The organism is Streptomyces sp. NPDC028289 (assembly GCF_055565975.1).
In genome coordinates, this window is the sequence record NZ_JBVHTI010000011.1 from 186,056 (window position 1) to 211,777 (window position 25,722).

Sequence of the window (25,722 nt, forward strand, 5' to 3'; positions counted from 1 at the left end):
AGCTGCTCGTCATGACCGGCGCCATCGCGACCGCCGCCGAATCCACCCCCAACGCCGGCGGACGCCTCCTCGACATCGCCTTCAACGGCATAACACCTCCCTGACCGAACAGGCGGACCCTCGCCCCGGGCGGACCGTGACCCGGTACGTCGCGGGGCTACAACGAGGCCGGCCACAGATATCGCATAGGTCACACAGGACCGCGGACCGCAGTGGCTCCACCAGCTCCGACCGTACGTCTTGAAGCTGCTTGGTCAACTGCTCCGCGAGATCATCCAGTTCAGCCCGGCGAGCGGTGATCCACTGCCGCTCCCATATCCTCGCAGCCTCCCTCGGCCTCGTGGCGTGCCGACCTGCTGACGGATCGTAGGCGGGGGTCGGTCGCGGGCGCAGCCGAACCGGGCATCCGCCGGAACCGGACCTGCCCGATGATCTACGCCATGGTCGTCGGCCGCCGACCGGCGCGAGTACCCGAGTCGTCACTCACACCAGACCCTTGACCTGTGACTTCACGATGCACGCGGCTCAGCGGCTGCTCAGCATCCGTGCTCGGGTTCGGTAAGCTCGTTGAGGCTGGTGGGCAGACATCGGTTGTATCTCCATCCCAGCAACCCTGTGATGGAGCTGGGGTCGTCGTGCGCGATGTCCATTTCCCTAAGCGAGGTGGCTTGAGTGACTGCGCAAGCTGCTGCGCATGGCCGTACCAGCTGGAGCGACAGCCGGCACGCGGGGCTCGAAACTCCGGGCCCGCCGAGGGGCCGTCATGTTGCGAAAATGAGGTTGTGCTCCCTCGCCCAGGCCGTGAGGGCGCCTCGGTTGTGGTCAGTGAAGCCGGCGGTGCGCAGTTGCCCGTCCGTGGTGATCAGCCCCGTCTCCGGGATGCCGTAGGCGTGAAGGAGTTCGTCGGCCAGTACGGCGGCGGCCTGGAGTAGGCCTCTTCCGTGGTCTGCCACGTCATCGAGCAGCACGGTGGCTTCGGAGTAGGCGTACTCGCACGGCTGCGTGCTGGTTTCCTGGCGTCGCCCGACACCGCTATGCAGGCGGTCAACGGTCATGGGCAACGGATCGCGGTGCTCCGCGACCGTATGCATGGACGCATCGGGATGGGAACCGATGTCGTTCACCAGCACAGCCCTGACCATTGCCGTCCCGCTGGCCGCAGCCCGGTCACGGGCATGGCCAGCCAGGAACGGCAGCGCACACAGCAGCTTGTAGACGACCTCCCCCAGTTCGACGAACTGCAGATCGACTTCATCGCCTCGGATCTTCGACTGGTGCATGTAAAGCGGGAGAACGATGGCTGCGCTGCCGTCGCGATGCAGTTCCGCCCGCGCACCCTGGTCCCCTCTGCCCTCCTGAGCGATCAGCCGGCGCGCTCCAACCGTGGCATAGCCGAACAATCGGTCACCCTGCCCGAGGTACAACTCCGCGCCCAGGAGTTCCACCCGGTATCGCTCGAAGGTAGCTGCGTTGACGATCATCTCGCCTGGAACCTCCGGAACCAGGGCAACGACGAGGTGTGGAGTGGTGCGCTCTACGACTGCCATGACGATGTCGCTTTCCACATCGGCCAGTCGCTCATCGCGCGCGACTGCTGCTGTGTACCGGGCCCGGTATGCGGTGGCCACAACCGTTTCGGTGAGCCACTCGGTCTGGCTCCCACCGCGCCGGGGATAGCGAAGGACGTCCTTCGAAGGTTTCGTCGGAGTGGCTGTCACGGCATGGGGAGCCTGCGGGCTGCGAGGAACGGTCAGGAGGATGAAGCCAGTGCCAGCAGCGTCGGGGTTCGGGATGCGGATCGGTTCGTAAGGGACCGGCGGGGCCGTATTGTTCGCGATCACCTGTCGCATACGCCTCAAGTGGTGGTCGTCGAGGTCGACATCGCAGACCAGGCTCGGCACACCCTTGGCCTCCGCCATGCCGAGAATGAGGACGCCCCCTCTGTGGTTGGCCAGAGCGGCAACGTCCTTGGCCAGCTCCTCTTTGCCTTTGTCGTTGGACTCGTAGTGGTCCCGCTTGTAGTCGAGATCCTCTGCTTCGGCTGCCTCATGGTTACCCACCAGGTCCTTGATGTCTTGGTAACTCAAGTCGTCCAGCCGGGCTCCGAACAGATCTTCCAAGCGCCGTGATCGCATCACCATGTATGAAGAACTATCCCCGGGGCCCCACCTGCCGCAACGGCTTTGGATATGCGCTGATCAAGGAGCCGGTACCCGAGAGTGCCAGATACGCAGAGGGCCCGTGGCCACTGGCGTCCGGCACGGACCTGCAGTACTGCTGTGCCTCGCCTGCGGCCGTGGGCAGGGCGGCCGGTTGTCAGCGGCGAGCCGTAGGGTCGCTGCCATGAGTGACGAGGAGGCTGTGCACAACGGGCTGGTCCGCAGGATGGAGAGGAACCACGAGCTGCTGGCGGCTCCGTCGGCGACAGCCCGGCCGCTGACGGTGTCAGCGCCGCTCTTGCTTAACACAGGCGATCTCCAATGGGAGAGTGTTGAGCACCTGGTGGCGTGGCTGGCGCGGCGGGTGGAGGGCTGGGAGGAGACCTGGCTTTACGGGGAGCGCGGACAAAACCAGCACGGTATCGACGTTGTGGGTGTGACGGGCAGGAACGCGGCGGTCTTCCAGGCCAAACGCCTGAAGGAGTTCACCCAGTACGACCTCGAACGCGCGGTGGGCCGCTACGTGCGGGGCAAGCGGCCTTTCGGGGCCCGTCGGCTGGTCGTGGTCACCACCCACGACGCGAACCGTACGGAGATCAGAGAGAAACTGTTCGAGTTGCGCGGCATGTACCCGGACTTGCAGATCGAGTTGTGGAACCGCAAGAGCCTGTCGGACCTGCTGCGCCCGCACCCCGACATCGTGACCGCGTTCTTCGGGGCGGCTACCACCCAGCTGTTCTGCCCGGCACCCCCGGCGCCCGTCCTCTCGCCCGCGGAGGCGAACGAGGGACCCAACGCCCAGGCCCTGTTGCGCGGCCCGGTGGTCCATCTCGGGCTGGACGGAGACCTTACAGCCGCGGACCAGGCCCGGCAGGAGAATCCCGCGACGGCCGCCGCCGCATACGGTCGGATCGCCGAACAGCTCGAACAGACCCTGTACCGCCCCTTCGCACGGGCGCTGCGCGCCCGGCAGGCCGCTGCCCTGCACGCGGCCGGCGACTTCGACGCGGCCGTGCATGTTGACATGGCCCGTATGGCCCGCGATCTGGTCGAGGGCCGTGCCTTCGAGGCCCGCGCCACTCTGATCCGCCTGGCGAAGGAACAGGCGGAGGCGGACGATGCGCTGATCCGCACGGTGAACACCCTGGGATGCCTGGCCGAGTTCGAATTCGAGCACCGGGTCACGCTCGATGACGTCGCCGCACACCTCGACGCCCAACTGGCGGACGACCCCAGCGTGCTCCAGGCAGCCACCCTGTTTGCCGAGCACGCCCTGGCAGAGCACCGCACTGAGCTGGTGACCCGGAGGGCACACCACTTCACCGTGATCGCCGAGACCAGCGGCACCAGTGACCTGGACGGCGCCCGCCTACGAGCTTGCCTGGCCGACGTCAACATCACCGGCGAGGCTTGGCGCGAGCTGCACCGCACTGCCCGCCACACCTACCCGATTCCCGTCCGCGGCCTGCTCGCAGCCCGCCGCGCCCGCTTCCTGGCCACCACCGGAGACATGGACGGCGCCGTCGACGGCTACTATGATGCGGTCGAACTCGCGCTGGCCGCCCGTACTCACCAGGACGCCGGGGAGTGGCTGGCCGCCCAACGCCTGGTCCTCAGCCGCAGCGCGGAGACACCCAGGGAACGAGAGAGGCTCTTCAGCGCCCACGGCTTCGAGCAAGTCCTGCGCCAAGCCAATCAGGACAGTATCCTCCGCGCCGGCCCGGATACCCGGGCATTGGCCATGTTCGACCTGGCGCGGGAGAAGTTCCACGACGCCCGCCAACACCTGCTGCAGCACCGGCGACGCGCTGTTGCCATGGGAAGCTGGGGACACCAGCACGAGGCCGAACAACTCCTGGCCCGACTCCACATGAAAGTCGGGAACACCACCACGGCGATGACCCACCTCATGAACTCCGGGGCAGCCGACACCGACAAAGCCGTGCGCGAGTTCATCCCGGACCTGCCCGCCCAGGCACTGGACTGGCCCGCACCTGAGGACCTGGCCAGCCGCCCGGTGTGGGAACGCGCCTGCGCCTTCGCCATCACCGAACGCATGGCAGACGCACTCACGGACACCTCGGCCAGAACATGGATCGACGCAGCCCTGCAGGAAGTGGCCACTCCCGGCGTCCCCGGGGCCGGCCTCACCGCCCCCACCGACGCCGCCTGGGGCACCCTCGCCAAATTCGCCCCCGCAGCCACGCCCGCCCAAGCGCAACGCACAGCGTCTCTGTCCGAGCAGGCCGCCGTTCCCGACCGCTTTACCACGGCGCGCGCACGGGCATGGGCCCTGGCCGCCGTCTCCGAGGTGCACGGCGCGCTGGCGCCTGCAGCTGTGGAACACCTGACCCGGGCCGTGCTGAGCAACAGCGGCCTCATCAGCACCGTCGTCAGTCATGCTGAGGACTTGTTCAGCCGCCACCCGGAGATCATCGCCGAGGCCTGCACGGCGCCAGCACGCCAAGGGAGCCTCGACGCGCTGCGCCTGCTCCTGCTGGCGGGAGCCGAACCGGTCGTGTGCCGCGAGGTCCTCGCCGACCGGCTCGGCCGGGATCCCGGCACCGAGCCCGGCGACCGCACGCAGCTCGGCACAGCGGAACTGGTCCTGCTGGGCGAACAGGTGCTGCCTCCCGCCGTGCTCACGGCCTGGGCCCCACGGCTCGCCGCGCAAATACAAGAGCCAACGGGGCGGGGCGAACAGCGCTGGGTCCTTGACGCGATGACCGTGGCCGCCTCAGCCATGCCCCGTGACCAGCAACAGCCGTACGTGGACCTCGCTCTCCGGGCCGCCCGCGGCGAACTCGCCGCCGGCCAGGACGAGGAATTCACGCGGGAGCACCCTCTGGACCGCTTCCGCTTTCGAACGGGGCCGTCCCTGCTGCCCCAGCAGGCACTGGTGAGTGCCGCACGGCTGGCCGGGACCGACCCGGACATGGCGGGCAGCATCGTCACCCTGGCCCTGACCCAGCTCCGACACGCCAACGACGCGGAAGCGCGGCTGATCGCGAGGGCCCTCAGCCACCTCGCACCGCGCCTGCTTCCGCCGCTGACCACCCTGGCCGTCCACCACCAGCCATGGATCCGCTGTCTGGCGACCTCCCTCAACAACGCCGACGGCGCTGACCTCCGCCTGTGCAGAAACCTCCTCGCCGATGATCCGGACTGGCGCGTGCGGGTCAATCTCGCCCGGAATCTGCCCGACGGACACAACCTGCTCGCCCGGATGCGGCAGGACGTCAACCGCCAAGTCCGCCAGGCAGCCCGACGGAGCTCCCGGCTGCCAGCCCCAACCGACACGTAGAGCGCTCGGCGCTGGATGCGTCGTGCACGGTGGTCCTTTCCTCTGCGCGCTGCCTCTGGGGGTGCATGAGCCCGCGTCTGGCCAGCGCGCTGGCCACTACCCCGGGGCAGCGATGAGGGGCGCCCACAGCGGGTGGGAGTTGGCCGGGACAACGAGGTGCGCCTCGTGACGGGCGCGGGTCATGACGACGTAGAGCAATCGTGAGCGGTTAGGGAACAGTTCGCCTTCTTCTGGGCCCTAGTATTCGTCGTCCGAGTCAGCCAGCAGCTGTGACAATCTGCCTGCTTAACCCGGCTGAGACTGGGGCGTGGCTGGCGGCGGCGTGGGCAGGGACGGCGGCTGCACCAAGCCGGTGACAAAGGGCTGCGCTCCGACGAACAGCAGCGCTGCCAGCCCGGTACCCAAAGCCGCCGGTCCAGACAGGAGCCGACGCCGAGGCCAGGAGCAGGTCGAGCAAGGTCGGCCCTGCGGCAGCGGTGGACAGCCACAGCGCCTTCGCCAGTCCCGTGCGCCCGTGCAGCAGCGGGCAGAAGTAGCCGAACAGGAAGCCGTATCCGGCCCAGCGCAGCAGATGATGAGGCTCCTTGAAAATGGCTCTGACCGCAGTTCCGTGAAAGCCCAACCCCTGTGCCACCTCCGCTGGTCGATCGCAGGGCGTGGCCCTAACCTGACGAGGTGGTGATGCCGGAGGCAAGGTTGGTGCCGCGCCCAAGCGCGCGCATGGTGTTGCTGGACGACACCGATCTGCTGCTGCTGTTCTCCGCCAGGAACAAGGAGGACGGTTCCGTCCGCTGGTTCACCCCTGGCGGCGGACTTGCACCAGGCGAAAGCCATGGGCAAGCAGCCCTGCGGGAGTTGCAGGAGGAAACCGGGCTGACGAGCGTCTCGCTGGGTCCGGAGATATGGCGAGGGCGTCCGTGGACAGCGATCCGAAGCGGCGTCGCCTATGAGGTTCGCCAGCGTTACTACGTGGCCCGGGTGCCTGCCTTCGAGGTCGATACCTCGGCTTTCGAAGAGATCGAGAAGGCCGCGATTACAGGGCACCGCTGGTGGACCGCGGCGGAACTGGTCACGACCTCGGACGTAGTGCGGCCGACTGAGCTGCCGGAATTGCTGGCGTCCTTGCTGAAGGACGGCCCACCGGCTTCGCCGATCATGGTGAACGGCTGAGTGTCGCCGACGGCGCGGGTGTTGGGTCTGCCTAGATTGATTCCAGAGACCAGTATGGCTTTGACCGGAGCGGGAGGTCGTGGCTGGGTGAGGATCCGGGCCCGGAGAAGTTCGAACGAGGCTCGTCCATACACAGCCCTCTTGGGGGTTTTCACCCTATTTGCGTGACCTTCGACGACCCCGGAACTCCACGGCAGCGTGAGTCCGGCAGTGACGGCGTCGAGGTCCTGGCGGAGGAAGCCAGCGAAGCCCTTCATCGGCTTCGGTGCGTCCTGTTCGGCCTACCGGATCCACCCCAGCAGGAGGTATCCGCGCTGGTGGCGGACCAAGTCCGCGAAGGCGCGGGCCAAGTCGCAGGCCCGGGTGATGTCCGGGCAAGCGAGCCGGACTTGAAGGAGGCGCTCGTTTTGACTGTCGGTGAGGGTCTCGCGGGGGCGCATGATCCAGGAGGTGATCTTGCGAGGGCTCGGGATGTCGACCGGGACCGGTTCTGCGGTGCCCGCGCGCAGGGCGGCCAGGTGTTTGCGGACGACCTGGCGGCTGCCCCGGTAGCCGCGAGCCTGGATCTCCAGGAACAACCGGGTACCGCTGACCTGCCCCTGCGCCTCGGTGCAGCGGGCATTGAGGTATGCCTTGAATGGCTCCAGGACGCCATTGGGGCGGCGCTCGCGGGCCGAGGCGAGCAGCTGGTCGAGGTTGGTGTCCCGGAAGCGGTGGACGGTCTTGCGGTCGAGGTCCAGCCGGCGGGCGATCGCACTGATCGTCCAGCGTTTCTCCAGCAGGCGATGGATGTCCTCGTAGCGGTGGCGGGTGCGTTCGATGATCTGGGTGCGGGGCAGTTCCGCGGGCCGTAACAGCATCGGGGTCACCTCGGGCACTTCGATCACCGGCTCCCCCTCGGTGCGTTTGCGCAAGCAGTCACGATGCTGGTGGCAGGTCTTTTCCACCGCGGCGGACAAGTTCTGCAATAGGTGCCAGCGATCGGCGACTTCGAGGGCGTTGGGGGCGGCTTCCCTGACCGCCTTGGTGTAGGCAGTCGCCCGGTCCCGGCAGATGATCTCTGCTCCGGGATGGGTCTTGAGCCAGGACACGAATGTCTCGGAGGTGCGGTCGGGCAGCACGTCCACGACCCGGCCGGCCTCAACGTCGACCAGCACGGTGCCGTAGGTGCAGCCCCTGCGGAAGGCGAACTCATCCACCCCCAGCACCCGCGGCGCACGGTCCGACACCGTCGGCGCCGTCAACAGCCTGAGCAGCCGGGTCTTGCCCGCGGCCAGCCGCAGGCGGCGGCACAACCGCGCGGCCGGACGTCCGCCCAGCTCGATCGCGATCGACCGCAGCCAGCCTGTCAGCCCGGTGCTGGAGCGGCGGTGCCGCTCGGACAGCCCTGGCACCTGCTCAACGAACGTCTTGCGGAAACAGCTCCTCCGGTCACAGAAGTACCGGCGCACCCGCAGCAGCCGGACTACGACCCGGCGAGAGCCCAACGGCCTTTCATCCAGGACGCGTTGGTACGTGCTGTGCATGCGCATCGCCTGTTTCCGGCCGTCCGGGCACCGGCCCGGACGAGCGGTGGACACAGCCTCCACCACAAGGACGTCGGAGGAGCCGCTGACACGCTCTACTCGCACATCGATCCCGGGAAACAGCACAGCCTCGACCGTCTTGCTCGCCATGGCAGGAAACACTCTGCCGAAACGATCCCTCGTTCCCCTAGCTGACCTGGGGATTCACGGAACTGCGGACAGAGCCAATTTCAGAAATCGTCATCACAGAGCGGGCAGCAGTGCCCCCACGGCGGTGAGCAAGGGGTATGAGCCTCCTGGATGCAGGTCAGCCGAGCCGACCAGGTCGAGGACGGTCCAGGGCCGGCACGGCCTGCGCGGCAGTGCGTAGGGACTGAACAGCGGACAGCTTGCGTTCGGACCGCCCTGGGGCGTCGAGGTCGGCGGCGAGTTGCCGAGCGAGGTGCTCAACGCGTGCTCCTCGGCCTGCGCGGCGAGACCACGTGTGCCCGCGGTGAGGTCTTCGATCCTGCCCGGATGGATCGGCATACGTCTCCCAACAGCCGTTAATGCAACAGCAGATGGGACACACCCTGCACGAACACCCAGCTAGGCAAAGGGCGTTGTTCGAATCCGGAGAGTAGTTGTGGCACGCCGACGCACACAGCGTGACTTGGGAAGGGCTAAAGTAACTACTGCTTCATGTGGCCCCTCACGTGCTTCGCCGGACAACCGGTGAGGGCCCTGGTCCCCAGGGCACTTTGGGGTCACAGGAGGTGGACGATGGTGCGTCGCGACGATTGCGGCGGCCGGCACGGGAAACGGAAGCCGCGGCAACGGTTGACGTTGATCGACTGGTTGCCGTTCCTGCGAATCATCATCGAATGGCTGCTACTGCGGTAGGGATCGCACTTACGCGCCCCTGACTGGCCCCGGCTGTACGGCACGGACTCATGCAATGAGCCCGGCCGGATATCAGACGGCCGGGCTCATTGCAGAGCGTCAGGCAGGGGCCTGATTCCCGGCGGCAACCGGGGGTTGGGCCCCTCGCCGTAGCACCAAACTCTCATGAGTATGTAGCTACACTACCCCGGGGTTGCGCACCAACGAAAGTTGGTTCTGTGGAAAAAGTGATCCACGGATCGTTGGATTCGCAGGTCAGCGCGCCGTGATGACTCAGATCTGAGTCATGGTGAGTAAGCCATAAGAGACAGACGCGGGGTAACTACCGAGGGGTAGTTACATGGGCAACGATCCCTCTGAGTCGGGTGCTGCGGCTCTGATCTCGGCGCAGTTCGTTCGGCCTCAACGCCGAGGGGCAGCTGGTGACCGCTACCGGAGGTTGACGCCCGCGCACAGCGCAACATGATCACCCGGACGAAGAAGGCCGGACACTGGCGGCATGCCCTCGCCGAGCAGCTGCACGTTCAGCTGTTGCTCGACCGGGCGTTGTTCGCGAGCAGGTCACACCGCAGCGCCTGAACGTTACGAGCTCTTGCACCTGCCCCGGTCCATCCCGCTCTGCGTGATGGACCAGCACTACGCGTTCCCCGGCTGGCATTAGGACGGCAGCCGGGCAGTGCCTGGGGCTGCCCGGCTGCGCGTCTCGTCCGTGGATCTACTGGCTGCAGTAGACGGTGAAGTCGCTGGCGCTGGTGTCCCGGACGAACTTCTCCGCGCCCGCGAGAACAAGAAGCTGTTGATCTGTGACCGCACTCGCCTGGAGACCTGGCTGGACGATGATCGTGTGGAAACGCGGCCGAAGCAGACGAGCCTGCTCGTGGATGGCCAGTAGTTCCTTGGACCCGCTGACTTCGTAGGGGGAGATGCCAGGGTTGCGTCGGGCGTACTGGACGGTTCGGCTGTGCAGATGATCCAGCAGAGGCAGGGCGTTTCCACGCCTCCACTTGGCGCCGCGCATGGCCTGCCCGCATACCTCGTACAGGTCCTCGACGCGTGCGCCGGGGGTGGGCTTGGAGGAGTATTTGCAGTGCACGAGCGTCACGTCCAGGTAGCGTCCGTCGACCTTGAGGCCGACGAGGTCGGCCGCCTCACCCTTGCCGTCGTCGTCGAGGAGGACGTCGAAGGACTGGATGGCCCGTAGGTGGGCCGACATGTAGTACTGAATGGAGTCGGTCCGGCGCTCCGCTCTCTGTGACTCCTTGCTCAGGTCCACGCCGTGCCACTCCAGCGGGGTGAGCAGGGACGGATCGTAGGGACGACGCTCATAGCGTGGAGCGATGAGCTTGCCCTCGTCGTCGATGAGGCGGTCGCCCTCCAAGAACAGGTCGGGCCTGTGCGCGTTGAGCCATTCCTCAAGGGGCTGCGGCTGCGCAGCCGGGCCACTGCCGACGATCACGGCATCCTGCTCGCGCGGACGGTAGACCAGACCCTTGGTGTCGTAGTCGGCCCGGTACGACACGCGCCAGGCCGGCGTTGTGAGGGAGAACAGGAACGGGCCGGTCGTGGAGTAGTCGTCGACTTCGAAGCCCACATCGGTGAGCGCATAGCTGACGTTGTCGTAGGTGAGGGTGTACCGGTCCCGGGAGCCGAGGTAGACCTGCCAGGGCCACTCTACGCCCAGCAAGACGTACGGCGGCCGTGCGGTGAGGTCTTCGGGGATGATGAATCCGTCGAAGACCCGCTCCAGGTTGATGGTGCTGTCCAGCAGTTTGGTGCCCTGCTGGTCGCACCAGTCGGTCCAGGACTTGAGGCTTGGCGCGGTGGTGGGTGACCAGAACCGGCCCGAGTGGGCGGCACTGATCGAGACGCTGTCGCCGTCGTCGAAACCAGATGCGGCGATGTGGGTCTGGCTCTTGTGCTCCTGGGCGGTGGTGAAGCCCTGGGAGACGTCACTGCCGACGTGGAGGGAAAAACGCGTGAAGTAGTCACGCGCATCCTTCAGGCCCACATTCGTCGGTACCAGCCGGTCCAGGCGGGCCAGCACCCGGAAGGTGTGCTTGCCGCTGATCAGTTCGCAGTCCTCGCCCAGCACCGCCTCGGCCAGGTCCTTATAGGTGCTCGACTTCTCCGAGCCGTGGATGTACAGCAGCCGCCTGGTGGTGTCGAAGTAGAGCACGATCAGCTCGTAGACGACCTGCTCCGGCTCCTGCGGGGCGCCCCAGCGTACGGGGGTGCGCCGCTCGATGACATACCAGGCAACGGGGGAGTCTTCCCCGCCCAGGGCCATCCTGTCGTCCAGGACACGCTCGTTGTCCTTGCAGAGCGTGAGGGCGGCCTCGGGCCTCCACTTTGCGGTGGCCGCTCGGTAGGCGACCGCGCTCATCTTCGGTTCCAGCACGCTGACCGTCACGCCCTCGGGCGCACCGGTGAACGTGGTGTCGAAGGCGTTGGTCTCCTCTGCGGCCAGGGTGGCGCGGTCGGTGAGGTCGCGCAGCAGATGATTCCAGTCGGCGTCTTCGCGCAGCAGACGGCGCAGCGGTGAGGCGCCGGCGCCCGGTTCCTGCGCGACGAACACGGTGGCTTCGCCCAGCCCGTCCGCGGCTCGCGTGAACCGGCCGATGAACTGGATCATCGGGCTCAGGCTCTTGCGGGCTGCGTGCATGGCCGCGATCTTCAGGGCGGGCTCGTCGAACCCCTCACCGAGCATGTCGACACAGATGATGATGCGGCACTCGCGCGTGTGCAGCGCCTGCACGGCTGCCTTGCGGCGCGTGACTCCCACGTTCTGGTGGACCACGGTGGGACTGAACTCGGGTGCCAGTTCCCGGTAGATCAGGCCGAGTTCTTCGGCTTTCGGAATGCTCTCGGCCCGCGCCATAAGCAAGTGGTCATGGCCGGCTTCCAGATCAGCGCGCAACTGGCCCACGGCCAGCCCGGCCAGTTCCCGGTCGACGTCCTCGACACCGAACACCGCTCGGTAGTTGATGCGCCTGAAGTACTCCAGCTGCTGGGCCTCCCGCAGCGGAAAGCGGAACACGGTCCGGCCGGGCAGCCTGCGGCCGTCCTCCCGGAACGGGGTGGCGGTGAACAGCAATACCGGACGGTTCGGGTCCGAGAAGTCATCGATCACCCGCGCCCAGGTATCTGCGGGGGAGTGATGCGCCTCGTCCACGATCAGATGGGAGAACGACGACAGCAGCTCCGTCCGCACGTTTCCCACGCTCTTGTTGAGGATCTGCGGGGTGGCGACGACGACATTGCACGCCTGAACGAACCGAGCAGCCTCCTCGGGATCTTTGAATCCGTGCTCGAGTCGGCCCACCCGCGGCCTCAATGCAGCGGGTGTCACGATCTGCTCCCGCTGCAGGATGCCGAGCGTCTCGAACTTCCCCGCTATCTGGTCCCGCAGTGCCGCACTGGGCACCAGCACCAGCAGCCGTTCCATCCGCGCGGCCACCAGCAACGCAAGCATGGTCTCGGTCTTGCCGGTGCCGGTGGGCATGACCACCATGCCTGGGTCGGCAAGGCCTGAAGCCCAGTGGCCCATCGCCGCGTGCACGGCGCCGATCTGCGGACGGCGCAGGCTGCGCGGCTCACCGTAGGGGCGAAAGCCGATGGCCTCCCGATACGACTCGACCACCGCCTGTGGCGTGCAGGCGAGGGTGCCCTGCCAGCGCACCTCGCGGCCGGAGCGGCTGGGCAGCACGGCCGTGAGCCCCTCGGCTGACTCCGCTGCCGTGCGCGCGGCGGGCCAGCTGCCGTAGACATTGGAGACACGCAGCAGCCCGTCCTTGTCCGTGACCTCCAATGCGCCGCCGGGGACCAGCAGTTGCCGGACCTTGTTGCGCTCGAATCTCTCTTCAGCCCACACGGGCTGCGTGCTTATGTTCATGCCGGGTGCTCTCTGTTGCAGATCTGGGTGATGGCCCGCCGTAATTGGGCAGATGCGCGAGGCGCACGCGAGGGATGTGGATCGGCTCACGCAGCGGGCCAACGGCGACGGTTCAGCGGCGGTGTCCGCGCTCGGCAGAGCGCGCAGGGACGTTGAGGAAGTCCTCGAACCAGTTGTCCGGATGAAGGGCGGGCGGGACAGAGGAGGGCCCGACGCCGTCTGCCTCATCGGAGTTGTACTTGCTGTCGTACAGCCCCAGCACGTCGTGGTCCTGGAAGAAGAAGTCCGAGCAGGCGTCGAAGTCGTAGTCGTCGCGGTGCGTGGGCAGCGTCGCATGCGCGCTGTCGCCGGCTACCCGATGGGCGGGGGCCTCGCCCAGAGCGAGGTGCAAGACCATCTCCTCGGCCGCACAGGTGGGCCGGGGCCAGCTGCCACGCTGGAGGTCGCCTGCCAGATCGTCACAGGCCCGGGCCAGGTTGCGGCGCCACTGCAGGTTCTGGCGCCATGTCACCTGCGGCAGCTGGGAGAAGAAGCCCCACGCACCGTCATCGTCTTTGGTAACGGGACGCTCACCCAACTCTGCGGCGTCGTCGTAGGCCGCCTCAGCAAGCTCGTCCAGCGCACTGAAGAGCAGATCGGCCGTGCGCGGCGTGAGGGTCCAGTGGCACTTCTGGCAGTCTTCCTCCTCGCAGTCGCACGCTGCGGGCAGGGCGAAGAGCGAGGCGAAGTCCGGCTGCGGTTCCTCGGGCACGACCGCAGTGGCACCGGGGCTTCGCGGTGGTGCGGCATAGGGGCTGGCGGCCTGCTGGAGCCGCCAGCCGGTACCGAAGTTGATGCGGACGGGTTCGGTCGACCAGTCGGCGACCTCGTCTCCCCGTGCCCGCAGCAGCAGGTGGCCTTCCTGCGCATCGGTCAGCCAGTCCATGCCGGGCAGCTCTCCCGTGCTCTCCGCAGCGAACATGACCGCGCCCACGAGGTCGTGCGGATCGTCCTCGTCCAGTTCCTCATCCGGCATCGGCTCCCAGCCGCTGGCTGCTGCGGCAGTGAGCAGCTTGAGCTGGTCGTATACGTGGAACTCACGCAGCTGCACCACCCGGACCACCGGGCCCGGCAGGTCGGCCAGCCGGGCGTCCTTCGGCGATCGAGCGGCCGAGATGGGAAGCCCGGGCTCGTCCTCAAGCGGCCCCTCAAGCGGGTCGTCGTCAGGCCAGGAGAACAACGCGGGGGCGGCGCTGGGCCACACGCCGGCCCGAGCGCGCTGCAGGGCCTGACGGAAGGACGCGGCCGGGGCGTCCGGCAGCGCGGTTGCGATCTTCTGCGCCGTGATCTCCTGCTGCTCCGTGAGGGCCCCGTCGAGGGCGGCGGACGACAACAGCCGGGCCGCGTGCTGGGCCACATGGGCGTCCCGGCAAGTGAACACGGCCTGCACGCAGGCGGGTCCGTTCGCATGGGCCAGCACGACAAGGACACGGCTTTTGCTGCTCGCGTGCTCGCAGAGAAAGCTGCGGGGCACGGCCGGAATTGGTGGGACTGTCACAGGAGCACTCCAACGACCGCGGCCGACCACGGGCCAGCCGCACACGACAGGGAAAGCTGCTGGTAGGCGCGGTGCAGCCGCATCTCCGGACAGCGCAAGAACCGAAAGGTGACTGGTGCTGTCGATGCGATCGACAACCCGGGTCCGCGAACGACCATAGCTGGTCGCCCCGTCTGCGTAAGGCTTTTCGGCATCATTGTCCCCGGCAGGCCAGGACAGCACCCACAGGGTGCCTGCGGCACGCGCGGCGGGAGGGGCGTGGGTCTTTCATTCTTTGTCGTATCCGCGGCGGCTGTCAGACCTGCCCGCTCCCCAGACATGACTGCATCCCGCCGTCCGGCACGCGAACTGCCCCGCGACCCGGCCCGGTTGCGCCTGGTCTACACCCATGACCATCCCATCGAGCCCTTCGACTTCGAGGACACCCTGGAGCGGTGGCACGTCTCGGTGCGCCTCTTCCACGGCGAGGAAGAGGAGTGCCCCCAGGGATGCAGCGAGGCCTGCGAGCGGGCCGTCGAAAAGGGCACGGAGATCGGCTACCTGCTCCTGTGCCGGCTTCGGGATTACACCGCGGACAACCGATGGGAGGCCGCCGACGCGGAGTCGGCAGATCTGGAATCCATCGCCTCCACCGTCCTCGACCCCCAGACCGGGCAGTACACCGACGCCTTCGACGAGGCCATCGAATGCCCGGTCGGTGACCTGCTGATCCTCGACCGGGTCTTCCTGGACAAGCCGTGGTGCGGCTTCGGACTCGGTCCCGTCCTTGCCACGGAGGTGAAACGGGATGAATTGCGTCGGATGCAACACTCGGCTGTGTGACCGCTCTGCCGTTACTGCTGGTTGAGTCCGGGCGGGGTCCGTTTGGGAGGCGTTCCCTCAAAGCGGCGAGCTGGGCCTGAGTGCCTGCCGCATCAATGTTGCATTGGCTACAACAGCTGTGTGGTGATGGAGGCTCCCGGGTCAGCCCGTCTTGTTCTGGCCCCGTACGTGGTGCACCTCGACCCGGCTGCGGCGGTCTTTGAGGCGATGAAGGAGGGCTGGGCGCGACAGCAGGCGGCGCGCTTCTTGAAGCCGACGACGATCGACCCGCGGGTTCGGTTGGTGGAGCGCGTGGGGGAGTTCTCCGGCCTGTATCCGTGACAGTGGACGGCGGCCGAGGGCGAGGCGTTCATCGCCCAACTGCGCAGCGGTACTGCTCCGATCCAGATGTCCACGGCACGGACCTACGAGGTGACGATCGCGCTGTTCGTAGAGCACCTGCTGGACCGGCGCTTTGGCTGGGCCGAGAAACGACGCTCGGTCGCCGTCAGCAGCAACCTCCACCCCCCCCCCGATTCGCCGAGATCATGCCCAAGACCCTGGCCACCGCGACGGTCGACCGGTTCATGCACCACGCTCACATCGTCGTCACCCAGGGTGACAGCTACCGGCTCACCCAGGCCACCAGCGGACAAGGAGTGAAGCCCTTCAGCTGACCCGACCGACCCGAGGGCAGGGAATTATCTGGCCGCCACCGGGGACATCTCGATGGCCGCCAGCGGGGCGAACTCCTGGCCGCCTACGGGAGAACGAAATGGCCGTTGACAAGCCTGGGATGCCGCTTCCGCGGCCTGCCTCGCCGCCCTGGCCTGACGCAAGCCCACGATGAGAGCGGCGGGAACACCCAGGACGGCAGCGCCTGAGGCGATGAACGCTGATACCGCTTCGAGCTGCATGATTGGCATCATGCACGGCGGTTTGGGCATGTGCGGGGGTATCCGCTGCCCCCGGGTGCCGACAGCGCGGGCAGACGCGGAGAAACAGGACGCCGCCTGGGCGGGCGCTCCTCGGGACGTCGGAGCACTGACTCCAGAAGCACTCGACAACCTTGGCCGGGTTGGTCAGGCTCAGCACTGAGCATGTACTTGGCCAGTCGGGCCAACTTCCGTTGGCATGATTCGCCAGTCATGACCCCGATCTCAGGACTCCTTGATCCCATGCTCAGCCGCCTGCTCGGGTGTGTAGAGGTAGAGGCTCTCGCGAAACGCGTCGGCGAATGCTTCGAAAGCTTCCCCGGTCCGTGGCTGGACAGGTGGAGGGAAAGGTAGGTCGCTGGAACGACGGGGCCAGATCCTGGCGACGGAGAGATGGAACTCACGTGCGTGCTGGATGACGACGTCCACGGCCGGGAAGTAGACGTATACGCAGAGGTGCCCGATCTTCATGGGGCAGTAGAACCCGACTGGCTGGGGGGTGTCGGGAGTGGATACACCTGTGAGGTCGATCCTCACGGTGTGACTGGTGACGGTGGGATTGCGTTCGGGGCAGGACCCGAGCCAGACGCGCGTTCCACCAGGAATCGCTCGGTGCGTACGCATTCTCCGGAGCTGATGGGACGGTAGGAGGGGCTCCTGCTGAACCTGGTCGGCCATCATCGCCGTCTTCGTGGCCCAGAGCGCGATCTGGCGTTGCCGCTGGAGGGATATGAGATCGAGATCCTGCCGGATGATCAGTGGCTCCAAGGCACCCCTGGAAGAGCTCTCAAGTTTCGACATCCAGCCGTTGTTGCACGGGGCGCACACCTTCTTGACCGTGAAGTCCAGGCCCATGCTCTGCCTGGTCACGTCGAAGGCGCCCGCCCCATAGCGGGTCTGTTCGGTCTGCTGCCGCCCTGGCGGAAGATACTGGTTCAGCCACTGAGGGAAGACGTGTTCCTTGGTGACGGGGGAACCGCCGCAGAAGACGCAGGACATCAGCGGATCTTAGCGGATCGGATTCGGTGTGGTTCAGCACCGCCGACGCCCGCTACACCAAGATACCCACGTGGTTTGTGGAAGATCACAGCACCTTCGTGTCCTGTGCGGCGGGCTCCGCCGCTTGAAGTGATCAACCCGCAAACTGGAGTGCTCAGTCACACCGGCTAGCTGTGGCTGAGCGCTGCAGCCCCCACGTTCGGCCTGACAATCCCGTGAGGGCGAGGTTGTGGAGCCGGGGACTGCCAAGCGTGGCGTGATGTCGTCGGCCGAGGCGACGGCGTGCCGGGTCGCGAAGGATCTTCCAGCTCTTCATGCGGGCGAAGGTGTGCTCCACGTGCGCGCACCTCGCGGTGTGAGTAGTTGTGCTCCTCCTTCCAGGTCGGAAGTTCCTTCTGGCCCTGTTCGCGATGGTGCGGGATCGCCAGCCCAGTAAGGAGGCGGATCCGCCCTTCGCTAACACCGACGGATCGATCTCGATCTATGTGGTGATCGAAGCAACAGAGTCCTTCTGCACCAGCGACAAGCCCCAGCGGTCGGCCACCTGATCCTTGTCGTGGTCGCTGAACCGGTTCCCTCGGTCGGCCACCATGATCCCCAGGACCCTGTCACACCGCTCCCCTGCCCGGGTAGGTGGACCCGGAACTTCCCTGCAGCTCCAGCAGGCCAGGCCGGTGAGCGTCACAGCCAGGTATGGCCCTCGTCGCGGAAGACGGGCCACGGCCGGTCGGAGGTGTCTGGGGACAGCAACAGGTGCCGGATCCCTGCTGCCCAGCAGTCCTGGTCCAGTAGTTCGATCAAGTAGCGGTCCATTTCCGAGCGCCTCAGCTGCAGTGTCCGGGACAGCTTGGCGGTGAGTCCGTTGGGAATGCGCCATTCGGCCCGGCTGTGCATCTCCATGAGGACCTCGCCATCTACGAGGTCCTCGTTTCCCGGTGGGCGCACCCACTGCGCCGGGATGTCCCGGGCGGTCAGGTCTGCGGCTAGGGAAGGGCCCGAGGTCTCCACCGCGAAGGTCATCACGTCGCCGATCAGACGTGCTGCGGCAATGGGGTGTAGGGGGTAGACGCCCCACGGGACGCGCAGCGGGTCGCGTGAGACGCTGTCCAGACTCGTGGCGTGCATGTTCAAGTCGGGCTGGTCCCCGATGCGTGCGCGGCGGCGTGCGGCGTTCCATTGACGGGCTACCCGTTGTCCGAACTCCTCCGTCGTCCACCCCTGGCTGACCACGCCGTGCAGGTCGACGGCAATCAGGGCACGGCTGCCGGGCATTTTGGCGGCGAAGATCCCGTCTTTGGCGGCGTGTTGGGTCGCGGTCTGCAGCAGCTCCATGTGCGTCAGCAGCGGAGTGTCGATGTCATGGAGCCGCTCGCTGGGGTTGTCCCCGGGCAAGGCGGATCCGGTGCGGATGGCCTCGTACGCGGTCGCGATCCGCTGCTCCTGGACAGCATTGCGGTACCTGGCGTTGGTCTTGATCTCATAGGTATGGGGTCCGTCGTCCTGCCAGACGGTGATGTCGCCGATCCGCAGGCAGTAGGTCAAGTCGTGCATGAGTGCGAACTGGCCGTTGTCGCGCCAGTGGCTCTCTATGGTCTCCAGCTCTGTCTTGAGGCCAGCCTTGCCCGCCATGATTCCGGGCGGCGCGTTTCGGCACAGGGCCAGGATGTACCGGCGGTCGTGGTTGAAGGCCCTCCAAGCCAGCGCGTCGCCGATCGAGCGGAACTGTCGCGCCACCCGCTCGCACAGCTCCCGCTCGAGGATCCACGTCTTGATGTCGGACGCGTCCAGCCCTGACTGCGGTTCGGGCGCACCGACTTGCGGCGCCTTGCCGGCGCGCATGCGCTTGACCGCCTGGCTGAGGGCGTTGCGGTGGTCCTCGACTTCGAGGATGTGTCGCAGCAGGTCTTGTTGCAGTTCGTAGCCGTCCTGCGGGCTGCGGCAGGCCCGTACGCGCTCGATCAACGGCACCAGGTGTGCCTGCGCGGCCTGGTGTCGGGGATGCGTGATCACTTCTTGGGGCTCGAAGCCCGGATCGAACAGCTTCACCCGCACAGTGTCGTCCCATCATGACCCTCAACGAGACAGCTTTTCCAGCGCACGGGTACAGCAAGCTGCCGTGACTGGCCAGCACCTGGGCCAGGGGACGGGCTTGCGCGGGTGACCGCGTTGCTGTGCTTGCCAAGTCACGTATCGGTTCGCCATTTCGAGTGCTCAGTCACAGGAACGGCGGGCTCCCTCCGGCTTCGCCTTCGGCTCGGGCTGCGGCCTGCTGGTGGGGTGATTAGGGGCGTGCTGGGGGCAGGTCGTAGCGGCTGACGGCCAGGTACGTTTCCGGCGTCGCCGCTTCGAGGAGGCTCTCGTCGCCTTCCAGATCGAGTACCGGTTCCTGGGGGCGGCGCAGCAGGTCACTCCAGTCGCTTGTGGCGCCCCGTTCGTAGGCATCGCGGAGCAGGGGACGCAGCCGTGGGCGGGCTTCCTCCTGCTGTTCTCGGAAGATGCGCCGTTGGGTGAGGCGCTGTTCTTCCTGAGCCTCGTCGCTGAGTTCCAGGTCGGCGGCCGGCTGGTCCTCGGCGCGCAGTCCTGGGGTGTGCCGGGCGATGGCGAGGTCTTCCTCGTGGAGGCGCTCGCAGGCGGCGAACAGCTTCCGGGACATGCCGAGGTGGACCTCAGTGCCGGGGATGCGGCAACTCAGAAAGTCGTCGAGGCCCATGGAGCGGATTCCGGCCCGCAGGGTGTGCTGCTCGACGTCGGGCGCTGCTTCCCCGCGGGCGTCGGCCCGCATGGCGAAAGTGAGGCCATCGTCTTCCAGGGGTGTGGTCAGCTGGGAACGCCGGTGACGGGAAGCGCGGTCGGCGGGAACGGGCACGGTGCGCACCTGCGAGGCGGGAGCCGAGCGCAGCGCCAGGTAGGCGAGCATCTGGGCACGGGCCGCGCCGATGAGCGCGTCGTCGCTGTCGTCGAGGTGGTCTTCCAGGTTGCCCGGGCCGGCCGCGTCGTCGGTGCCGGACCCGGCAGGGGGGAGGGGCGGCAGGCCGGGGTGCAGGTCGTGGTCGACGGTGAGGAAGAGATCGTCCCCAGGCCGTACCGACGCCCCGACCAGGACGGTGCGGTGCGCGTACGCACCGAGGACCTTGCTGCCGGCCGCCAGCTGCGCCCACCCTTTGCGGAGCGTACCGAGACCTACGTCGCCGCCCTTGGCCTCGATCAGCCAGTACAGCTCCTCTGCCTCGTGACGCCCCCACAGGTCGGGCAGCTTCTTCTTCGGATCCTTGAACGTGTTGAGCAGGGCGGGAATCGGGCCGCCGAGTTCGAGGTGCTCGGTCTGACCGAGGCCCAGCAGCGAGCGGCAGGCCCACTCGGTCATCGTCATGCCCAGCCGGTACCCGGCGGCATTCTTCGCGCTCCGCTCGGTGCCGTACGCGTACACCGGGTTCCAGGTCAGACGCCGGCCCTTGGCGCCCGGTACGGGATGGCGGGGCTCGACGGGGTGCGCGCCGAGGTAGGCGTACAACGGGGAGACCCGGGCGACGAGTTCCCCGTGTGCGTAGCGCGGCTGGTTCTGCAGGTGCGGGGTGACATCGCGGCCGACCTCGGTCGCAGCCTTGATGATCTCCCGCCACGTCGTGGTCGGGGCATACCAACCGTAGGCCATCGGGAACCCGTCCGATCCTGGCCACGCTTTGTGCTTGGCCGTCCGCCACTGCCTCCGGGGCTTCTCCGCCGGCCCGTTTCGGAACAGGACCGGTATGTCGAAGCTGTCAGGGTAGGTCAGCGGCGGCCCGTCGGGAACGTGTGCGGGGATCATGCGCATCACTCTGGCACGGACCCAGACCGCTCCGGCGCCGGGCATCGCGCTGTCTACGGAGCCGCGGCGGAAGCGATCCGGCTGGCCTCCGGAGTGAGATTCGGGCATGCCGAAGTTGCGGAGTCTCAACTCCTATGGTCTAACAAGTCATCTCAACTGGTGGATCTGCGGTAGCAGATGAGGGTGCAGGCGATGCCGGTGAAGGTCCGATCCCGCGAGGTTCCGATCCCCGGGATGCCCTGCGGCAGGATCGGGCGACCAAGATCTCAAAAATGTGGGTTAAGGAGTATCTGGCCTGGTCAGAGCTCTGGCCAGCATTGTTCGGATCGCGGATGGGAGTTCCTTTTCGCTGCGGAGACGACGACATTGACGATGTGTCGGAACGGAAGGAAGTTCATTCCACGGGTTGGTGCAGGTGGCAGTGGCGGGCAAAAGCGAAGCCGGTACCTCGGAGGGGTACCGGCTTCGGTGTGAGGCGGAGACGTTCGCTGCTCAGTGGTTCTCAGGGGCGGCTCCGCCAGTGGAGCCGCCGGACTTCAGGTGAGATCCGGTTCGAGGTCAGGGATTTCAAACATTGTTTCGGTGGGCGGCTCGAAGTGGAATCGGCCGCGCATGTTGATGTGGCCGTACATCATCCGAGAGAGCTGGCGGAGTTCGCTTTGGGAGATGACCTGGCCCTGGGCTCGCGCTTTCTCGACGATCTTCTGGATGTAGACCGTGTTGAAGAGGGCCACGGTGTTGAGGACGAGGCCGAGAACACCGAGCCGGTTTTCCAGACCGGGGTAGTAGTCGGGGAAGGGGCCGTCGATGCCGTGGCAGATACGCCTGGCTAGGTCGGCGCGTTCCTTGTGCAGCCTGCTCTGTGCTTCGATCCCGCTCCGGTACTCGGGGTTGTCATAGAGGCGGAGCAGGTGGCGTGTTTTGGCGATGCGTCCGAAGGAGACGATCGCTGATCCGAGATTGGTGGGCTGGCCGTTGCGGGTCAGGATCCGCAGCGCGTCGTGTGCGCTGACGGCACCGTGGTGGATCGAACCGATCACCCGCAGGATGCCTTCCCAGTGCTCGGCGATCTGCGAAGGGTCGATCTGCCGGCGCGTTACGCCCTGGAGGGGGCCGTAGTCAGCTGACCTGTCGATGCGCCATAGCCTGGTGTCGTTGATTTGGTGCGGGGCGGGCTGGTAGGAGTAGCCGGAGAGGGTCAGAAGGCCGAAGACGAGGTCCTCGTGCGTTCCGGCCTCGGCGACGATGGCTTCGGGGTGTCGGTTGTCCGGGACGTTGATCTGGTCCCGGTACGTCGTAAGGGTGTTGAGTGCCTCCAGAGCGGCGCTGGGCCGGCCGCTGACCATGCGCCCGGACAGCTGGATGGCCTGCTCCGTCAGCATGGTCAGCCAGGTGACCTCGGAATTGCCTTCGGGTGCGATGAGCAGGCCGGGCTGTGGCGTGGGGATGACGAAGTGGTGGCCGTCCACGGAGGCGAGGCGCTCCCCGTCCAACTGCAGGGTGTTGAGTGCTTCGGTCTCCGCGCCGAGCATGAGGGTGGTGCATGCCTCGATCACGTCAGGGCGGAAGTATTCACGGCTGATGCTGGTGAGGCGGTCGAGTTTGAGGGCGTCCTTTTCGTCGTTCGCGACGGCTTCTAGGCCGATGTTGCAGCCGTATCCGACCATCACGGCGGCTACGGACAGTTCGAATTCCGGGTAGGGGGAAGGGTTGCCGTTGCGGGTGGTGAACGCGGCGATCCCGCCGGTCCGGCTCAGCACGTCCAGCACCACTTGGGGCAGCTCTACCTTGGGGAGCATCCTCTCCACTTGGCGGCTCAGGTTCGACGTGCGCGGTGGCCGCCCCTTTGGCAAGACCAAGTCGCTGTTGTCGAGGGTGATTTGAGCGCCCTCGGGCATGCGGGAGGCGACTCTGACGAGGTCGGCGTGCAGGCTTTTTCCAGCGCGGTCGAGGTAGGTGCTGGGGTCTTCGGGCAGATCCAAGCTGGTGAGCAGGCTGGGCCGGGCCTGTGCCCAGACCTCGTCTGACAGGAGTCGCGCGAGCAGATCCCCCCAACGGGAACAGCCCTGAACGAAGATCTCTCGTTTACACAGATGCCGGTGGAAGGTCTCCACCACGCACAGGGCGTATGCCGACAGGTTCAGCGAGTCGTCGGAATGTTCGGGTTCACCTTCCACGAGGCGCTTCCAGGAGCCTTTCAACAACGTGGTGTCGATGTCATCGAGCTGTACGTCCTCGCGATCCAGGAGAGGCGGCAAAGCGTGGAGGGCGGTCAGTGCGGCCTGGCCTGCGGGACTTGCGCCGAAGCGAACCCTGTCCACGAGGACGGGTACGAGCGTCCGTACGTCTCGGAACCGTTCCAGTGCCTTGGCGCGACGGGTCTCGTGGGTGTCGGAGTCCTGGGCCGGCATGTACTCCAGGAGGTTCTTGGCTGCCCGGAGGAGCGTGTCCCGGTCGGCGACCACCTCCATGGCAGCGCGGATGGTGTCGGTGTCGGTAACTGGGTCGGTGATCTCGCCGCTGTCGTGGTCGATGCTCTCCGCCACGGATTCCAGGACGGCGAGTAGTGCCTGTGCGGTCAGGGTGCCGTCAGGGGCGAACTTCGGGTAGGCGTCGACGAGGGCCTTGTCGGCCCATCTCTTGGGTTTGGCGATGAAGCGCTCGCTGATCAGCTTGTCGAGCATGTCGATGGCATCGTCCAGGGCGCTCGTCTCCAGGCGCTTGATGGCCGCAAGTACCGCAGCCCGCTTGCCAGTCTGCTCTTTCAGGCGTGGTACCCGCTCGGTCAAGGCGTGATCGGCTAGCTGCGCCAACTTGCGTTCGGGGATGGACGAGACATCCACATCACCGAACCCGAGAGCACGGATCTCGTCCGCGCGTGACAGTGCCTTCGCGAAGTTGTCCCACGAGGGCACGCCCACACCGCGGCGCAGGCCGTCCAGACGACTGGTGCGCTCGCCGGCGGGAACCTCCATCAACCAGTCGATGATACGGACCTGTTGACGGTTCATCTTGGAGACGAGCGCCTTCGTCAAAGCGTCTTCGGCATTAACCCGGCAGCGCGACACCAGGTCCCGCAGCGTCGAATATCTGGGGAGCAGCACACGTTGCTCGCGGAGCCAGACCACGGCCTGGAGCGTCATCGCCTTCGGACCGTCCGTGGAGTACTTCAGCCGGTCTTCCAGCCAGGCGACGAGCTGGGCCTCGCCCTCCACGAAGGAAGTCCAGCCGTGTTCCCGCCTGATCTCTCTTACGTGGTTTCGAACGGTGTCGCCGTTCTTCCCGTATAGGCGGATCTTGTCGAGCGGGTCGGAGATGCCGAGCTGCTCGCCCACGCGGAGCACCAGATCCTCGGGGATTCTCTCCATGTCGGTCTGGAAACGGCCCAGCAAGCGCAGGACCGTCAGCTGCACGGCCAGGCCGAGCCGGTTGTGCTCGCCTCGCTTGCCCTGGATCAGCCGCATGTCTTCCTCGCCGAGCCGGAGACGGGGCCACTCGCTCTCCGGGATCCCATGGACGAACGACGGGTAACCCGCGCTCAACTCCCGCCGCTCCTCTGCGCTGTGCATTGCCTCTCCTGACGATCGGATTGTCACGCGGGGCAGATTCAGGGCGCCGCCGGGGCCGGGTCAAACCGGACTTCGAGGGTGATCGGCCTTAGGGCACATTTTTGAGATCTTGGTCGTCGACCCGTTTTTTGAGCGGCTGTTCGAGTGGTTTGCGGCCGTTTCTGACGGCTTGGCCTACTACGGTCCTCGGCCATGGAGAACGTGTGGATCGAGCCGGGCGGTACCGCAGATCCCGGCTACACCGACGAGCAGCTCAAACGCGCGAGAGCGTTCGCGGAGCAGGACGTCCAGGCGACGCGGGTGCAGCTAGCCGCACGCTTCGGACTCGGTGACGTGTGCGCCGAGATCGCCGAGCAGTCCAGCCTGGCGGTGAGCAGTGCCCTGGAACCGCTGGCACGCCAACTCGGCTATGCGGCCGACACACTTGAGCGATACCAGCGCGTCGCGGCGTTGGCAGGCCTGGAACTTCGTGAACGTCTCGCCACATCCTCCGTCCACGTGCCGTGGAAGTGCGTGGTCACAGCCTGCGTAACCGACCCGGCCGAGCGCGCGCGTCGTGTTGGACTGCTGCTCGGGAGGCTCGTCGGCGCTGAGCGGACCGGATGGCCGACCGTGCTGGACGCCGGGGAGTACTGCCGGGCCCTGGGCCTGGCGGACGGAGCGTCCTGCACGGAGACGCCGGGCGAGATCGTCGCTCAACTCGGCCGTGCAGGGGTACGGGAGGCCGTCGTCGCGGAACTGACTAAAACCCCGCAAGCCGTCCTGTCCATCCTGCAGGAGCCCACCGTGCGTGAAGTCCTCCAGGACCAGGCGGTCGCCCGGTACGTGCGTGAGCAGATGCGCCCCGCCCCGGATCTGGACGAAGACCTGGTTAACGAGCTGATCGGCGACGACGAACGCGATCCGCGTGCCGACTGGACCATCCGCTACTTCGGCCTGGCCCACAAGTGCAGGGAAATCCTCCTGCTGGGTCCCGACGATTTCGCAGACGTCGACGACCCCGACGTATGGCAGTCCGTCGAATCCATCCGTGACTCGGTCGTCTCGTGGGCCGGCCGTGTCTTGGAGAAGCGCCCCCGCCCGATCCGACTCCTCACCGGAAAGTAGAAATCCGTGCCTATCCCCAATGCCGCAGGCCGCTAC

Annotated in this window: 14 protein-coding genes and 3 pseudogenes; 6 read left to right on the plus strand and 11 right to left on the minus strand. The window is 66.7% G+C overall.

Features of this window, described 5'->3' with window-relative positions:
- Nucleotides 1-761: 761 nt before the first annotated feature.
- The gene (locus ACZ4UV_RS45720; RefSeq protein ID WP_467847103.1) at nt 762-2,120 is read right to left on the minus strand and encodes an AlbA family DNA-binding domain-containing protein; all 1,359 of its coding nucleotides are present in this window, start codon (nt 2,118-2,120) and stop codon (nt 762-764) included.
- Nucleotides 2,121-2,343: 223 nt separating this feature from the next.
- On the opposite strand from ACZ4UV_RS45720, the gene ACZ4UV_RS45725 reads away from it, so the two are divergent.
- Together ACZ4UV_RS45725 and ACZ4UV_RS45730 are read left to right on the plus strand one after the other, a co-directional pair.
- On the plus strand, nt 2,344-5,463 hold the full coding sequence (locus ACZ4UV_RS45725) for a hypothetical protein (protein WP_467847108.1): 3,120 nt from the start codon (nt 2,344-2,346) through the stop codon (nt 5,461-5,463).
- Between the two features lie 681 nt (nt 5,464-6,144).
- A complete protein-coding gene (locus ACZ4UV_RS45730) occupies nt 6,145-6,633 on the plus strand; it encodes an NUDIX hydrolase (protein WP_467847461.1) in 489 nt (162 codons plus the stop codon).
- 104 nt (nt 6,634-6,737) lie between these two features.
- On the opposite strand, the pseudogene ACZ4UV_RS45735 reads toward ACZ4UV_RS45730, so the two are convergent.
- From ACZ4UV_RS45735 to ACZ4UV_RS45755, 5 genes and pseudogenes are all read right to left on the minus strand, one after another.
- Nucleotides 6,738-6,890, minus strand: a pseudogene (locus ACZ4UV_RS45735) (ISL3 family transposase); the annotation flags it as partial.
- A gap of 24 nt (nt 6,891-6,914) precedes the next feature.
- Complete coding sequence (locus ACZ4UV_RS45740) at nt 6,915-8,309, minus strand: ISL3 family transposase (protein ID WP_467847111.1); 1,395 nt, start codon at nt 8,307-8,309, stop codon at nt 6,915-6,917.
- A 93-nt stretch (nt 8,310-8,402) separates the two neighbouring features.
- Nucleotides 8,403-8,687, minus strand: coding sequence for a hypothetical protein (locus tag ACZ4UV_RS45745; protein WP_467847116.1), 285 nt, complete (start codon nt 8,685-8,687; stop codon nt 8,403-8,405).
- 1,069 nt (nt 8,688-9,756) lie between these two features.
- On the minus strand, nt 9,757-12,933 hold the full coding sequence (locus tag ACZ4UV_RS45750; protein WP_467847120.1) for a DEAD/DEAH box helicase: 3,177 nt from the start codon (nt 12,931-12,933) through the stop codon (nt 9,757-9,759).
- A 112-nt stretch (nt 12,934-13,045) separates the two neighbouring features.
- Nucleotides 13,046-14,446 (minus strand): hypothetical protein, encoded by a 1,401-nt coding sequence (locus ACZ4UV_RS45755; RefSeq protein WP_467847124.1) that lies wholly within the window; start codon nt 14,444-14,446, stop codon nt 13,046-13,048.
- A 342-nt stretch (nt 14,447-14,788) separates the two neighbouring features.
- On the opposite strand from ACZ4UV_RS45755, the gene ACZ4UV_RS45760 reads away from it, so the two are divergent.
- From ACZ4UV_RS45760 to ACZ4UV_RS45770, 3 genes and pseudogenes are all read left to right on the plus strand, one after another.
- Entirely contained in the window at nt 14,789-15,292 is a 504-nt protein-coding gene (locus tag ACZ4UV_RS45760) for a hypothetical protein (RefSeq protein ID WP_467847127.1), read from the plus strand.
- A gap of 120 nt (nt 15,293-15,412) precedes the next feature.
- Nucleotides 15,413-15,613: a hypothetical protein gene (locus tag ACZ4UV_RS45765; RefSeq protein ID WP_467847130.1), complete on the plus strand. Its 201-nt coding sequence runs from the start codon at nt 15,413-15,415 to the stop codon at nt 15,611-15,613.
- 141 nt (nt 15,614-15,754) lie between these two features.
- Nucleotides 15,755-15,948, plus strand: a pseudogene (locus tag ACZ4UV_RS45770) (ATP-binding protein); the annotation flags it as partial.
- 483 nt (nt 15,949-16,431) lie between these two features.
- Here the strand turns inward: ACZ4UV_RS45770 and ACZ4UV_RS45775 are convergent.
- From ACZ4UV_RS45775 to ACZ4UV_RS45795, 5 genes and pseudogenes are all read right to left on the minus strand, one after another.
- Nucleotides 16,432-17,205, minus strand: a complete 774-nt coding sequence (locus tag ACZ4UV_RS45775; RefSeq protein WP_467847132.1) for a hypothetical protein — start codon at nt 17,203-17,205, stop codon at nt 16,432-16,434.
- Nucleotides 17,206-17,359: 154 nt separating this feature from the next.
- A pseudogene (locus ACZ4UV_RS45780) lies at nt 17,360-17,639 on the minus strand (transposase family protein); the annotation flags it as partial.
- A gap of 247 nt (nt 17,640-17,886) precedes the next feature.
- Complete coding sequence (locus ACZ4UV_RS45785; RefSeq protein ID WP_467847135.1) at nt 17,887-19,251, minus strand: hypothetical protein; 1,365 nt, start codon at nt 19,249-19,251, stop codon at nt 17,887-17,889.
- A gap of 235 nt (nt 19,252-19,486) precedes the next feature.
- The gene (locus ACZ4UV_RS45790; protein ID WP_467847138.1) at nt 19,487-20,857 is read right to left on the minus strand and encodes a gamma-glutamyltransferase; all 1,371 of its coding nucleotides are present in this window, start codon (nt 20,855-20,857) and stop codon (nt 19,487-19,489) included.
- Between the two features lie 689 nt (nt 20,858-21,546).
- Complete coding sequence (locus ACZ4UV_RS45795; RefSeq protein ID WP_467847141.1) at nt 21,547-24,579, minus strand: Tn3 family transposase; 3,033 nt, start codon at nt 24,577-24,579, stop codon at nt 21,547-21,549.
- A 192-nt stretch (nt 24,580-24,771) separates the two neighbouring features.
- Between ACZ4UV_RS45795 and ACZ4UV_RS45800 the strand changes: the two genes are divergently transcribed.
- Nucleotides 24,772-25,686 carry a hypothetical protein gene (locus ACZ4UV_RS45800; protein WP_467847144.1) on the plus strand — a complete coding sequence of 305 codons (915 nt, stop codon included), beginning with the start codon at nt 24,772-24,774 and terminating at the stop codon, nt 25,684-25,686.
- Nucleotides 25,687-25,722: the final 36 nt, after the last annotated feature.